Source organism: Pseudoalteromonas ulvae UL12, from assembly GCF_014925405.1.
In the GTDB taxonomy this organism is placed as follows: Bacteria; Pseudomonadota; Gammaproteobacteria; order Enterobacterales; family Alteromonadaceae; genus Pseudoalteromonas; species Pseudoalteromonas ulvae.
On sequence record NZ_AQHJ01000035.1, the window covers coordinates 335429 to 349567 of the forward strand.

The 14139-nt window shown below is 40.4% G+C and carries 13 protein-coding genes and 1 pseudogene; 12 read left to right on the forward strand and 2 right to left on the reverse strand.

All coding sequences use genetic code 11. The annotated features are described in order from the left end of the window. Positions 1–64 precede the first annotated feature (64 nt). The 11 genes from PULV_RS19500 to PULV_RS19550 all read left to right on the forward strand — a co-directional run bounded on the left by PULV_RS19500 (position 65) and on the right by PULV_RS19550 (position 11709). On the forward strand, positions 65–358 hold the full coding sequence (locus PULV_RS19500) for a hypothetical protein (protein WP_193332836.1): 294 nt from the start codon (positions 65–67) through the stop codon (positions 356–358). Between the two features lie 181 nt (positions 359–539). Continuing rightward, positions 540–1268 (forward strand): SIR2 family NAD-dependent protein deacylase, encoded by a 729-nt coding sequence (locus PULV_RS19505; protein WP_193332837.1) that lies wholly within the window; start codon positions 540–542, stop codon positions 1266–1268. A gap of 1155 nt (positions 1269–2423) precedes the next feature. Continuing rightward, positions 2424–2972, forward strand: coding sequence for a hypothetical protein (locus tag PULV_RS19510; protein ID WP_193332839.1), 549 nt, complete (start codon positions 2424–2426; stop codon positions 2970–2972). A 464-nt stretch (positions 2973–3436) separates the two neighbouring features. After that, on the forward strand, positions 3437–3805 hold the full coding sequence (locus PULV_RS19515; protein WP_227009465.1) for a hypothetical protein: 369 nt from the start codon (positions 3437–3439) through the stop codon (positions 3803–3805). 294 nt (positions 3806–4099) lie between these two features. Continuing rightward, on the forward strand, positions 4100–4249 hold the full coding sequence (locus PULV_RS19520; protein ID WP_176365226.1) for a hypothetical protein: 150 nt from the start codon (positions 4100–4102) through the stop codon (positions 4247–4249). Positions 4250–4822: 573 nt separating this feature from the next. Continuing rightward, the gene (locus PULV_RS19525) at positions 4823–6652 is read left to right on the forward strand and encodes a collagenase (RefSeq protein WP_193332840.1); all 1830 of its coding nucleotides are present in this window, start codon (positions 4823–4825) and stop codon (positions 6650–6652) included. Between the two features lie 72 nt (positions 6653–6724). Beyond that, positions 6725–7249, forward strand: a complete 525-nt coding sequence (locus PULV_RS19530) for a hypothetical protein (protein WP_193332842.1) — start codon at positions 6725–6727, stop codon at positions 7247–7249. Positions 7250–7259: 10 nt separating this feature from the next. After that, positions 7260–7784: a DUF4124 domain-containing protein gene (locus PULV_RS19535; protein WP_193332843.1), complete on the forward strand. Its 525-nt coding sequence runs from the start codon at positions 7260–7262 to the stop codon at positions 7782–7784. Beyond that, a complete protein-coding gene (locus PULV_RS19540; protein ID WP_086745422.1) occupies positions 7781–8347 on the forward strand; it encodes a nucleotidyltransferase family protein in 567 nt (188 codons plus the stop codon). Before PULV_RS19535 ends, PULV_RS19540 begins: the two co-directional genes overlap by 4 nt. Positions 8348–8540: 193 nt before the next feature. Continuing rightward, positions 8541–9602, forward strand: a complete 1062-nt coding sequence (locus tag PULV_RS19545; protein ID WP_193332845.1) for a WD40/YVTN/BNR-like repeat-containing protein — start codon at positions 8541–8543, stop codon at positions 9600–9602. Positions 9603–9708: 106 nt separating this feature from the next. Next, positions 9709–11709, forward strand: coding sequence for a TonB-dependent receptor plug domain-containing protein (locus PULV_RS19550; RefSeq protein ID WP_193332847.1), 2001 nt, complete (start codon positions 9709–9711; stop codon positions 11707–11709). Positions 11710–11727: 18 nt separating this feature from the next. Here PULV_RS19550 and PULV_RS19555 read toward each other — a convergent pair. After that, positions 11728–12179: pseudogene (locus tag PULV_RS19555) on the reverse strand (low molecular weight protein-tyrosine-phosphatase). Between the two features lie 143 nt (positions 12180–12322). After that, positions 12323–13039, reverse strand: a complete 717-nt coding sequence (locus tag PULV_RS19560; protein ID WP_193332848.1) for a substrate-binding periplasmic protein — start codon at positions 13037–13039, stop codon at positions 12323–12325. Between the two features lie 191 nt (positions 13040–13230). On the opposite strand from PULV_RS19560, the gene PULV_RS19565 reads away from it, so the two are divergent. After that, positions 13231–14067 carry a hypothetical protein gene (locus PULV_RS19565; protein WP_193332850.1) on the forward strand — a complete coding sequence of 279 codons (837 nt, stop codon included), beginning with the start codon at positions 13231–13233 and terminating at the stop codon, positions 14065–14067. Positions 14068–14139: the final 72 nt, after the last annotated feature.

Here is a 14139-nt window from a genome sequence, read left to right on the forward strand (position 1 = left end):
TATCGGGTTTATGGCATAAAGAACTGACTTTGGCTATGTGACCGCTGTTTTTAAAGGAAACATGATGAATAAAAATCGTTATTTTTATGCAGCCCCATATTTGGCACATCAAGCAAAACTATTTGTATTAAGTACAGATAACCATTTGTATTGTGAGTATAATCATGAAAATGATCCGGCTATTTACAGCGTGCAGGTTGATCAAGAGACCTTTGTCGCAGCTGATTTTAAATGGGCGGATGAACAAGCGTTAATTGAAGTTGACTATACCAGCGCAGTGGCAACGGCGCAGCAATATCAGCAACACTGGTTCGATAATTATTTAGCGCAACAATTGCGTTATGAAGAGTGTGAATAACCCCTTTGTATCGCTCATGTTACTGGTTAATACACACATTTTCGCCTTAGGCGAGTATCACACATAACATGGTCAGAGCAGAGTTCAACTTTTTAAGTGACGGCATGATTAATCGCTTATGAAAGCGCATAAACGATTGAAAAATGGGTGTGTGCCAGCAATTTAATAAGAGGAAACATCCATGGCCACGTTGTACATCACAGGCGCAGGAGTCAGCGCGCAAAGTGGGATCCCAACATTTCGCGGTCGAGATGGTTACTGGACGATAGGGAGTCAACATTATACCCCGCAAGAAATGGCCACTCGCGCCATGTATCAGCACAATCCCAGCCAATTTTTAACCTGGTATTATCAACGCTTTGCAACCTATCGCGATCATGGGCCAAACGAAGTGCATCACTGGCTTAAAGATAAGGCGTTAATCACGCAAAACATTGATGGCTTAGACGGCAAAGCGGGTAATCTTGACTACATTTCTATTCATGGCCGATTAGATCAAGTTACGTTGTACCACACCCAAGGAGAAGACGTTGCGCGTTTTGCGGCACCTTGGCATCAAATAGACGAAGCGAATTTAACCGAGTCATTGCTAGATGTGTTTAAAATCAGTAGCAAAGGCCCAGAATTAAATGTGTCATTAAAACCCTATGTGTTGCTTTTTGACGAGTTTTATACCGAGCTGTATCAAATTGACAGGGCCGAAAATATGATGAAAAAGGCCAGTAAAATCGTGTTCATTGGCACATCGTTTAGTGTCAACATAACTCAAATGGCACTCGACATCGCGCGGTATCATCATATCCCCATTGAAGTGGTTGATCCTGAGCCGTGCCACGTCATGCACCCCAATGTGACCTATCACAAAATGACAGCAAGTGAATATATTCATTCAACATCAGAGATTGAATAAAGCTGTACACAACAACAAAGTGAACATTGTGGGTTTGGGTTGCTAAAGGCGAGTGAACGCTTAATTTTATGTTAATTGTAGGTGGGAGTTTAGCGCGACGGCTATTTAAGAGTTTTCCTCGCTTTCAAATTAACCATAGTGTTTAGTTTTAAGAATCGCTTTGCAAATGAGCATTGTTGTCGCGCGGGCATGGGCAGCCAAAGAGGGGCTGCCGCTGACCCCTCTCTGGACACTCTCAGCGCCCCGACATCACGCTGTATCCTGCAAATAATCAATTGATGTGAACGTCAATGGTGAAGATAGGCCATCCATGGCCAAGCTTCACCTTGCATTTCATCCTTGAAATGCCTGACTCATCAATTGTTTATTTTTCGGGCGTTATCACCGGGGATATTTGCATCGGTGTGAGTTTTGAGAAAAGCTGATATGTGCGAGCTGTAGCAGCGACTTTATGTCGCGACTTGTTTTGTGTGTAAATTGTAGGTTGGGCTTTAGCCCGAAAGTCATTTAAAAGCCGTTTTCAAATAAACAACAGCTTTTAAATTAACACCGTTGTCGCGCGGGCATGGGCAGCCAAAGAGGGCTGACGTTGACCCCTCTCTGGACACTCTCAGCGCCACCGACATCACGCAGTATCCTGCAAATAATCAATAGATGTGAACGCCAACGGCGAAGATAGGCCATCCATGGCCAAGCTTCACCTTGCATTTCATCCATGAAATGCATGACTCATCAATTACTTATTTTTAGGGTGTGATCACGGGGGGATATTAGTATCGGTGTGAGTTTTGAGAAAAGCTGATATGCGCGAGCTGTAGCAGCGACTTTATGTCGCGACAGAGTTTGCTTGTGATTTGTACAATCAATGAATGCTAAACAGAAGTTATTCAATCTATTACTAATTTTGATACCGATTTTGTATTGAATAATAAAAAACATTTAAAATCAATTGGATACTAATTTTTTCACATGTTTTACACACCCCGTAACCTCACAGATACCGCAAAAAACCACCTAAAATATAGAGTTAAAATATCCAATCGAAACTGACGAAACGATTGAATCAAAATAGGAACTCAGTTATCGTTCGCAGACTAATAAAAATAACTTGAAAACGAGTAAATCTACAGGATCGTTAGCAGTTATAAGGAAATCATGGATAACTTATCAAAAGCAGAAATAGCGATTCTTTCAGTATTCTTGGGCTGGTTTTTAGGGCAAGGTGCTGAATTTATTAAATCATTCATAAAACAACGTAGAACATTAAAAGCACTTTATTTAGAGCTTTCAGATATGAGTGAACACCTTAAAAACAGTAAGAATCGCTGTGCTAAAAGCTTATGCGAGTTTTTGGATAACCAGAATGGCATAATCTTGCCGCAGCCTGTGAGCACTCCAATATATGACAATTTCTATAAAGATATTTGTATGAAGCTTACTAGTGAACAACGAAAAACATGTCATCAAATTTATGCTCACGCAATTTCATTTAATAACAAATTAAGCGAATTAAGCGAACAAGTAGATAAGTCGGATATACCCAACAAATTAATTGAAGCACATATAGATGCAGCATGGGCGCATGAATTAATTGATCACTTCATTGAACACGATGGTAAGTCATCACTTCTAGAGAATAAAGACAAAGTGGATCAAATCAATGATGGTTTCCAAGTTGTATGGAGACAACTAGAAAAACTATAGAATGGAAAAAGAAAATATCAGACATATATGGACACGATCCACTTTGTAAGCATGAGCGGTTTTTATCTTGTAAAAAATACAAAATAAATAGTGTGTTCTTTTTGTTCGTTAACATATGTTCATGTGGTTTTCTGATCAATAGATATTAACAATATCAGCACTGACATATATACAGGCTCTGTTCTTTCCTCAGATTATCAAGAAAAGAGTGGCGGGAGTTGACTCCCGCCGGCCTCTGATGAATTCCGTACTTGAAATACCTTAACACCCACACGGATTTTAAACCCTTGTCTCAACCAGGTTATTTTCAAGCGGGAAAACCGTTTACTCGTCAACATGTGTTAGCTAACAGTGGTGTGAACAACCCGTTACTATTTAGGTAATGGCTGAATAAGCAATTACTGCATCAGCCGATGAGATATTTATGACTGTCACATATTTTTCATTCGGAAGTAAAAGTAACTATGTGCAATGGTCATTCTACATTTTCAAACAAAGTTTATTTAGGCAATACTGAATTAGATGAGCTCTTTGTTAGTTTAGATTCGTTTAAAACTAGTTACTATGGCGGATTGAGAAACATAGAGTTTGGTGGTTTTGGTAATGAATATGCCAATGGCGCTTTTCATGCTCACTTGCACTTCTCTAAGCCTAGTAATCTTTTCATTGCTACATATCAACAATCAGAGTTTTTTGAGTTTAAAGGCCAAAATGTAGCAAGTGAATCAAAAATGTATTTGTCTACCAAACAGGGTCAATTTGATAATTTTTTGCTTGAATTTAAAAGTTTAAACTCAAGTAAATCTGGAGTTGCGGAGCTAATTCGCACCTAACACATATGAGCCGATCTATCATCAATAGGCATTACTAATCTTTTTGGCTGCGCAAGCGGTCAAAACTAAATCAATTAACAAATTCATCTGTCGGTTAGTTGCTAAATCGTCGTGCTTTTTTGATGGCAGCATGTAAACAAATAGAGAGGCTCTTTTATTGCAATCTCATCGCTGAGATATATATGGCTGTCATATATTTCCATAAAAATAAAAGAAAAAACTTGCCATAAAGAATGAAGGACTTATTATGGAAACAAGTCGATGTACCCATTTTGTAATTAATAAGGAAATACTATGAGCTTTATAGTTAGTTTAATGACAGTTTTAATTTTAAATTTAACTCCAATTACAGTGGATGACGCAACCCCGAATAGTCGAGTTTGCGCACCTCAAATAATTGGTGAGCCTGAATACTGGGATTGCATTGATCCATACGGGCCATAATAAATAAATGGGTTCAGCTACAAAACTGAGCCCTTATTCAGCAGTTTAAGCGTGACGACAATGGTCTGATATTTCCAATTTTCAGATACCATGATTGCTTTATAAAACATTCAAAATATCGTTCGATTACCCAAGTAAAATAGTGATTATTTATTTCAATAAATCAAAAAATGACTATAGGCATAGCCTACCTTGAAAGTATGAGTGGTATTTACCTTGTAAAAAATACATCATGAACCACTTTTTATAGGTTAATATTTGGTCATGTTGTTTTCTGATTCATTGCTATTAAAACCTATCTATATTGTTATAAATACAGGCCCTGCGCTTTGCTGAATTCATCATAGAGCATAGGCGTTTATTACTTTGATTAATTTCTGCACTAGAGATATTTTAACAGCTGAACAGATTTTAAAGACCATGTACTTTTCTGTTTTTACTAGACTACTACGCTTTACTTTTCACCCTAATTTCTCAATATGTTACCCACTATTTAAGTAAACCCCATTTTTCACTTGCAAAGCTATAAAATTATTGCATACAATATCCTAAATTAATTTAAGCCTATTTATTATGTTTCATAAATGTATTGTTATTCTTTGCGCTGGGTTATTTTTGGCTGCTTGTAATACACGTATCTCGCCTGTGATAGTGACTGAAACAGTTGCTTTACAAAGCCAAACCGAGCCAGAAATCTGCGCTTTAGAAGGCACTGTTGATATGCTCGATATAATAGCGAATCAAAAGGTGGATTTGTGGGGGCAGTGCCAGCAGTTGCAACAAGTCGATACATTAGTATTGGTGTTGGATGCACTTGAGCAGCATTTTAAGGCGGCTGAATTTACGCCATCGCAACTTGATGCGTTGCTTTATTATCTGCGTACATACAGTTATTTTGGTCAGTTTGAAGAGGTTCATGAAACGGTTTGGGCTAAGCTGGATGCAAGCTTAACGTTGTTGAGTCAACAGCCCTTTTTTCTGGAAAAAACCGAGTCAGCAAGGCGCTTGCAAGAGCATTATGTGGTCGCGCTGTATCGCTTTTATTATCAAGCACCTTTTCATACCAAGTTAGCGCCGCATTTAAATAACTTAGCTTTATTATTGGCCAGCTATGATGATGCAACTTTATCGGGTGGATCACAGCAAGCACAATACAGTGCTTGGGAAACGCTGCGAGCGATTAGCTTTCTTGCTTATGAAGGGCGCTTAAATGGCGAAGTCGCCGCGCAGTTTAACGCAAACACCCGCTTAACGCGCGCATTGACTGACTTTGCCATGCAACTCACCCAAGCCGATTGGCGGTTTGAACATGCGTTATGGTCACTTGCTTATGTGCACATCCTCATGGAAGAAGATGCGGCTAATCAGCTCGATGAGCAAGTGTGGCAGTGGCTAAGCCAAGCTGAATTTTTATCTCACCAGCAGGCACAGTCGCATTATTCGCTTAACTATTTGGCCAATTCATATCGTGCGCAAGATAACTGCGATAATGAATTTAAAGGGCGGTGTTTTATCCCTTCGCTTGAGCAAGCTTTACCTATCAAACATCAGTGTGATGACTCGCTTTTTATCTTGGCTGAGCAAATGACCACCGTTCAGCTTGAAGAGTCTTGCGTGCAGCTTTTATCGCAACAAGCTGATTTTCATCAAATATTAGCAACGAATAATCAGCCAGTTGCCAACGATCACAATCAGTCATTGCGCGTTGTTATTTTTGATGATTACAGTTCGTATAATCGTTATGGCCAAATGACGTTTAACATTCAAACCAATAATGGCGGCATGTATATAGAGGGCAATCCAAGTGATCCTGACAATCAAGCGACCTTTTATTCGTTTGAGGCATTTTGGTTGCGGCCCCAATTGAGTGTTTGGAATTTGAATCACGAGTATGTTCATTACCTTGATGGGCGATTTTCAAAGTACGGTGGTTTTGGTCATTTTCCAGATAAATTGGTGTGGTGGTCAGAAGGAATGGGGGAGTATATTTCTAAACGAGAGGAAAATCCGCGCGCATTCAAATTACTGCATGAAACCAAACGGGATAACTGGCTGAGCTTGCGAGCAATTTTTGATACACAATATGGCGACGGCAGTGAGCAAATTTACCAATGGTCGTATTTGGCGGTGCGTTTTTTAGCTGAGCACTCTCCAACAGAGCTGCAATCATTGAGTCAGCATTTAAAAACAGATTTCTTTTTGGGTTATGAGCAAGCGTTAACACGCCTGGCGTCAACGCAGCAAGAGGAATTCGAGTTGTGGTTACAGGCTCATAATGAACGCTATGTTAAACCCAACACCACCATTAACGCGATCAATCGCAAGCAATATCGGTATTTGTATCGCTCGTATTTGCAACCAGCACATTTAACAAATACCATCAAACACCGACATAACTTATAAGCAAGTACACGTTAATCACATATTCCCCGTAAAAAGCGCCTTTTAAACGAGGCGTTTTTTATTTATGAGATTGTGTCAATTGTCCAAAATGGGTATGATCCGCTGGAGATTTATTATCAGCCAAAAGGAATTGCTGTGTATCAAGACGATACAGATAGCGTTGACGTGCCATTTATTACAATGACACTCAGTTATAAAATGTTTTTTATTAATTGTGCCGCGTTACAAGGCCTGTTTATTATATTGAGTTTAATCACCAGCTTTGTCGCCTCTTCCAGCATGGCACATCTTACCGGTGATCTTTTTCGTAGCATTGATGCTACCGGATTAAGCCGCTTTTCTTTGCATATGATCAGTGTGACATTTATTGTCGCGATTTTTTTCGCTGTATTTCTAAAATATAAAAAAATTGACCGAGTGCCGTTATGCTTTTTGTCTGGGTTTCCGGGGTTGATGCTGTTATTTAGTGCTACACGGTTTGTATCGTCGGTTTGGGTCTTTGTGCTTAGTACGCTTGCCGTCATCATCGTCCTGTTTTTTAATTACCATCGTATTAAACAGCAGGCGCTAGAGTCATGCATGTCATTTAATCAGTAAGGAAAAGGCCATGGCGCGCTTTATTTACTTTTTAGTCTGTATTGCCCTAATAGCTGGCGGCGCTTTGTTTGTTTTGAAGCGCCCAGATGGCCAGCCTTGGCTCAGTATGCCTGAGCCTTCAGTGCCAAGCTTGGATCTGACACTTGATAATCATGTCCAGCAACTCACGCAGCAAGTCAAAAGTTTAACTACCTCTGCAAACCACGTGCTTACTGCAACTTCAGATGAACAAACGCAGGTTTTTCGTTGGCAAGATATCAATGGGCAGTGGCATTACTCAGACACGCCCAATCCTGATGGACAAAGCGAAGCGGTGATATTAAAAGCCAGCGATGTGACTGTGCTTGCCCCTGAGACTTTTTCGCTGCAATCTGTCAGTAACAAAGCGTCGCATATGCAGATGTTACCTACCTTAAGCCAACCTTTTGAGCGTATTTCGCAGGCGCAAGAAACTCTGCACGAGGCTAAGAACATTCAGCAATTAGTTGATGATCGAAAAGAGCAACTGGATCAGCAAATAAAGCAGTCTCAATGACCCATGCAGAATTACACAGGTTACAGCAGCTACAAACATGGCTGAGTGAGAGCGCTTTTCATGCTGATTTGTTAGCGGTTGTTGCGACCCTTTTGCTACCTGATTGCTATATAGGTGCTGGGTTTGTGCGAAACTTAGTGTGGGATAAACGTCACAACTATCGTGCTCATACACCACTCAATGATATTGATGTGATTTATTTTGACCAAGCCGAATCCGATCCTCATGCATATTTAGGTTATGAAGCACAGCTTCGAGCGCTGCGTCCGCACATTTCGTGGCAAGTACGTAATCAAGCCTTGATGCATCATCGCAATGGCGATCGGCCGTATAAAAATACCCTTGATGCGATGTCTTTTTGGCCTGAATGTGAAACCGCAGTCGCAGCGCGTCTATTACCGAACCAGCAATATGAAGTGATATCAGCATTTGGTTTAGCGAGTGTGTTTGATTTATTTATTAGCGCAAATCCCCTGCGCGATCCTGCAATCAGTGCTCAGCGGACTCGCGACAAGCATTGGTTAACTCATTGGCCAAAATTGACCATCAGACACCCTAACTGATAACCCACATTAGGCTTTTTCATTCATGCAAATGAATAACCACGGGTGCTTTGCCTGAGATTGCTAAGATGTGCAGATTTGTTTGCGTTGATAAAATGACAGTGCTAGAGTGTCAATACAGTAAAATCAATACGTTATGAGCTGACTATGCAATCTAATCAGCTGATTTTCGCACTTCAATTCTGAGCCTAAGATGACAAATAAACTACGAATGCACGTTTTGGGTTGGCCAATATGGCTGATTGTCTGGTGTAGCTTAGTGCTAAGTTTCGCAGTGAATGCAGAAACGAGCTTACAATGGCAACATACCACACTGAAAACACAACCATCGTTACGAGGCTCTGCCATGTATGGGGATTCGCTCTGGGTCTCGGGCAGTCAAAACAGTGTATGGAATAGCCTAGATGGTGGAAAAACTTGGCAAGATCGCAGCATTAAGTCAGACGTTATCACTGATTTTCGAGATATCGCTCTGTTTGATGAACAAACCGCGATTGTCATGGGAGTGGGCAGTGGCGAGCAGTCGGTATTGTACCTCACAGAAAATGCAGGAGCGACTTGGCAATTGCTGTATCAAAACACCGATCCAACAGGTTTTTTTGATTCAATTGCGTTTTGGAATCGCCAACATGGTTTATTGATGGGGGATCCTGTTGATGGATATTATGTTGTGAAATACACCCAAGATGGTGGCAAAACATGGCAGCGAGTTGCGAAAAATAAATTGCCTGATAGGCAAGAAGAAGAGGCGGCTTTTGCTGCAAGTGGACACACCCTTATTGTTGGTCAAGATCAGCAAGCTTGGTTAACTACCGGTGGAAAATCAGCCTCGGTTTATCATTCGACAGATGCAGGTCTGAGCTGGGCGCGTAAAAAAGTTCCTTTGTTTAATCGTACTGCAACTGCTGGGGGCTATGGGCTTGCGCTGAATCAGAACCAACAGCTTTTTGTGGTTGGTGGAGATTACCAACAACGCGATACTACCTATCCGAACATGGCACGGTTTATTAATAATCGCTGGCTCAGTGTAGCAAGTGGGCAACGAGGCCTTCGCACCGCAATGAAATGCGTACCTGCCGTGTGTATCACAACGGGAAAAACAGGCAACGATGTATCGTATGATCAAGGCGATACTTGGCAGCCTTTAATCAACCCTCACTCATCATTAGCTGGTTACTATACGGCAGCCAGTGATAACAATCGGTTTTTATTGGCTGGCAGTGATGGGAAAATTGCAATCGTCACGCAATTGTAAACTTTTGTTTATAGGCTAATTATCTTTTATTTACAGTCGTATGAATTGGTGTTTCTTGATGCCTTAAACTAACCTTGTGCTAAGGAAATACCTTTTGAAGTAGCCAATGCGACTTAAGCCTATTTATACTCATATTGCTTTTTTATTAGCGACAGCGCCTGTTTATGCAAGCTCTACAAACAGTGATTTATTCGAACTACCTCTTGAGGACTTACTCAATATAGATGTATTGAGTCCTTCTCAAACAATTAAAAAAATAGGGCAAGCCCCCAATATTATTAGCGTTGTGAATGCCTATCAAATTGAGAAAATGGGCGCACGAACCTTGTCAGATGTGTTAAAAATGACACCGGGGGTTCAAATCCTCACGCGAAGAAATGGACAAGATATGGTGTGGATTAGAGGGATCCCATCAGGTCGAAATAGCAAGGTGATGTTAGTGATTGACGGTGTTCCTCAGCGCGAAGGCTTAATTGGAGGGTGGTCACCAGACGAGCAAGTGCAACTCAATAATATTGAACGCATAGAAGTAATTCGCGGCCCAGGTTCTGCTTTGTATGGTGGTGATGCTTATTCAGGGATGGTCTCAATATTTACTAAACAAGACGTACCACAGGCTACAAAGTTAAGTGTTGGAGTGGGGAGCTATGATCGCCAATGGGCATCATTCAATACTGGTAAAGCAGGCTCCTATGGAAAACTCATCCTCTCAGGGCGTTGGCTCGACAGCGAAGGCTACCGACAGCAATACGATCGTAATGGTTTTGATTCGACCCATCGAAACAACGTTGACGCTAAGAGCTTAAGTGCGTCATTAATTAATGAACAATGGCAATTTGGCGTCAATTATGATGATTATTCAACAGAATACCCACACTATTCCTCGAATCAATATAAGTCACAGCGCTATCAAACGTTAAGCGCACATTTAAAGCACGCTTGGCAGTTTGATAAGTTATCCATAGAAAATCAGCTTTATACTTATCGAGTCAAACGAACTTTCGAGCGCACTATTTTTGACGAAAATAACACACTTGATTTTTATTCCGATTCAGATTTAGATACAGCAGCGAACGGGCTGCGTAGTCAATGGAATTATGGCTTCAATAACGATCATCATGCTGTTTTTGGCTTGATTTATCAGCAGCGGCAGGTTGGTGAATATCATGAAACGATTTCACTTAAAAACAGTCTGCCAACGACCGAATATGAGTCTCGGATTGTACGTAACGGCGATTATGCCCCTTCGAGTCATAATCGCGCTGTTTACCTACAACAAGAATCCTATTTTTGGCAGCAATCTTTAGGGGTAACAATAGGTGCGCGTATTGATGACTATCCTGAATTTTCATCAGAAACATCGCCGCGTATCGCCGTCACTTATCAAAGTAGTCAGGATTGGTCGAGTAAACTCATTTGGGGAACTGCGTTTAGGGCACCGACATTTTTGCAGCAATATGAAGTGAGAAATGATAACAATGTGTCAGGCAATCCTAACTTAACTCCTGAAAAAATTGAAACGCTAGAGGCGGAGTGGGTTTATCACTTTTCGAATAACGAAAATGTGTCACTAAGAGGTTTTAGTAGTGATTTAAGTGATTTTATTCAGTCAGTTGCAGGCAACCCTTATGATAACAGTTTAGAGAAGCAGCATGTGCCAGGATATGAAGTTGAATGGAACGCTAAGTGGCAGGCTTCATGGCAATATTTTAACCGAATTAGTTCATCCTTTAATTATACCCGTGTTAACTCTGATCAAGCCTCATTAGCAAAAGATACCGCTAATTGGCTTTTGTTTGCTGAAGATGCTCAGTTTTCATTCTATTTAGGGCTTAATTATTTGGGTAGACGGAACCCTAGCGACACTTATCATGCGCGTGTTAGTGTCCCTGAGCTAAAAGAGCAAAATAATAAATCAAGCTATTGGACTTTGGATAGTAATTTAAGCTACCGACCTGATGGCCATAGCCCATGGCAATGGACTATAGGCGTTAAAAACTTATTAGATAAGCAGCACTATAATCCAACCTATGCCCCTGATAGCTACTATGATGTTCGAAAAGAGCCTTTTAGTATCGATGTAAGTGTCAATTACCGCTTTAATTGAAGCGTTAACGATTAAGCCTTACTGTAATTTTTTTAAAATGGTGTGGCTGGCGGCTTCAATTAAATCGAGCACAGTGTCAAAACCTTGTGAACCACCATAATAAGGATCGGGTATTTCAAAGATATCTTGCTCACCATACTGTAAAAACAATGCCAGTTTATAGTGTAAATGAGCGGGACACATGGCAGTTAAATCCGCTAAGTTGTGGTTATCTGCGGCTAAAATCAAATCAAAATCGTCGAAATCTTGCATTGTCACTTGGCGAGAACGGATCCCTTTAAAGCTATAACCACGTTGTTCAGCTACTTTTACAGAACGCGGATCGGGAGGATTACCGGCGTGAAAATCAATCGTGCCTGCAGAATCGACTTCAAGCGATACCCTTTTTGTTGTGCCAGATGTTTTAAAACAGCTTCTCCAGTGGGTGAGCGACAAATATTGCCCATACATACAATCAGTATTTTTTTCATCCAGTTATCCTTTTATGATTTTAATTGAATGGATTGTGTGATGGTGATTGTAAAATTAAATGAATGATTTTTTGAATGAAAAGTTTATAAATTGCGTATAAATACAATCTTAGAGGTATTTATTTACTAAAAAAATTGGCGAGTTAGTGCGCTACAAACTCATCTAACCCGCTGTTTAGATATCGTTCTGCAAATAAAGAAGCCAATACACCGTTTTGTCTTAAAACAGGCATGCGTTGATCATATATTTTGGCGAGTAAACGCCCACGTTTGGTATTTTGAAACGCAAGATACAGTGTTGCGGCATCATGCACTTTAAAAAAACTCACATCAGTGTGCTCTTTAGGGCGATAGTTTAACTGGTAATCAAAAAAGGCATCGATTCTTTTACCTTGTAGCAAGCGAAATCCAGTTTCTAAATCGGAGACTAAGTATGGGTTAGGGATAGTATTAAAAAACTGATCAAATCCATAGCCTTTTTGCCATGCCACTGTTTTATTAGTTAACGAAGCTAAATTGTTATAAGGACTCTCTTTGAGAACAAACGCGAAAATTGGTGCGTCTTTATCTAATGGCCATTGTGCGTAATGTGCTTTGGGAAGATCTGATTGATAAACACCAATTAGGATATCAGCTTTTTCTTGTTTAAATAGGTTTAAACAGCGGTGGTAATCGGTAATTTCTATTCTTAAGTCACTTTCATGATAAATGAGCCGTAATAAATCGAAGTAAATTCCAGTTTCATCCTCATTGGTGTAATGCTGCCATTTAGAGGCTAAAACTGTGACATCTCTGCTGTAGCTTGAGCAACTCAAACACATCAACACGATACTTAATAAATAATAAACAATTAGGCGCATTCAACTTCTCACTATGTGCTACTTAAATTAGTTTAGTTTTTTATTTTTTTTCTGCCATGTTCACAGAATAACCGCTTAAGTAATGTTACTTATGTTCATCAATTACGTAAGGGTGTTATTTTAGAGGGAGATAGACGTTTCATTGCTGCTAATAGGGCACAATCCTATGCATCAAGTACAGGAGAGACGAAATGAAACAGTGTTACACCCCCTTAACTGTTGTGACTGCATTGTGTTTTGTGAGTGCATGCCAAGGGACGCCCTTAACGACACTTCCTTCTAACCAATACGAGAGCACTGCCAAAAATTGCCAAGTGATGTATGCACCAGCCTCGATTGTTGGGTATACGATAAATCAGATTGTTGATCAGCCAAATTCTAAACCACTAACTGGTTTTGCGACTCAAGGCGCGATTACACTTAGGTATGATGGAGCGCAAAAAATGAGTGGATTTGGTGTAGGTGATGTGGCTCATCAGCTGATTGAAGGGCAGTATGCTTATCATCGTGTAGATGCTACAACAGCAATAGAGCAAGCTGTTGATTTTGAAAAAGGAGCGTACATTACGTATTACCACTTTCAAAGTGAACAAGCAGGAACATTCGAACAAACTTATTCAAGTGGTGCTGTGTTAAAAGGTCGCTTTACTATGCTTGCTAACAATGATGGTGCGCCTTTAGCGCCTGAATCATTAAGTGGACTCAACGTTGCTTTAACTATCGACAGTGCAAAGTCTTTGTCACCTGATGGTTATCCGACCTCGGGGTTAGTGGTGCAAACCTACGCGCAAGATGGTCAGTACGCAGCTAAGGGGATTGGCCAAGGCAATATCGATTCAATTGGTCGTTATCAGTATCAACGTATTTCTGCCAATACAGCGGTTGAAACCGCAATGCAAACTTCGGACTTTTTCACATTACCTTATACCATGGTGTACACCTTTACCTCGGCTGATTCTGGACTTTGGTATCAAAATTTTGCCAACGGCACCATTATTTTTGAGGGGCGATTTAAAACCTTTAAATAAAAAGCAGAATTAATACCAGGGGTTATGAGGTAGATCATATTCATCTTTGTTGATCTTATTGCCACCTTTACA

Coding starts and splice junctions, on each gene's coding strand:
- PULV_RS19500 (WP_193332836.1), top strand. CDS start 65: ATGAATAAAAATCGTTATTTTTATGCAGCCCCATATTTGGCACATCAA.
- PULV_RS19505 (WP_193332837.1), top strand. CDS start 540: ATGGCCACGTTGTACATCACAGGCGCAGGAGTCAGCGCGCAAAGTGGG.
- PULV_RS19510 (WP_193332839.1), top strand. CDS start 2,424: ATGGATAACTTATCAAAAGCAGAAATAGCGATTCTTTCAGTATTCTTG.
- PULV_RS19515 (WP_227009465.1), top strand. CDS start 3,437: ATGTGCAATGGTCATTCTACATTTTCAAACAAAGTTTATTTAGGCAAT.
- PULV_RS19520 (WP_176365226.1), top strand. CDS start 4,100: ATGAGCTTTATAGTTAGTTTAATGACAGTTTTAATTTTAAATTTAACT.
- PULV_RS19525 (WP_193332840.1), top strand. CDS start 4,823: ATGTTTCATAAATGTATTGTTATTCTTTGCGCTGGGTTATTTTTGGCT.
- PULV_RS19535 (WP_193332843.1), top strand. CDS start 7,260: ATGGCGCGCTTTATTTACTTTTTAGTCTGTATTGCCCTAATAGCTGGC.
- PULV_RS19540 (WP_086745422.1), top strand. CDS start 7,781: ATGACCCATGCAGAATTACACAGGTTACAGCAGCTACAAACATGGCTG.
- PULV_RS19545 (WP_193332845.1), top strand. CDS start 8,541: ATGACAAATAAACTACGAATGCACGTTTTGGGTTGGCCAATATGGCTG.
- PULV_RS19550 (WP_193332847.1), top strand. CDS start 9,709: ATGCGACTTAAGCCTATTTATACTCATATTGCTTTTTTATTAGCGACA.
- PULV_RS19560 (WP_193332848.1), bottom strand. CDS start 13,039: ATGCGCCTAATTGTTTATTATTTATTAAGTATCGTGTTGATGTGTTTG.
- PULV_RS19565 (WP_193332850.1), top strand. CDS start 13,231: ATGAAACAGTGTTACACCCCCTTAACTGTTGTGACTGCATTGTGTTTT.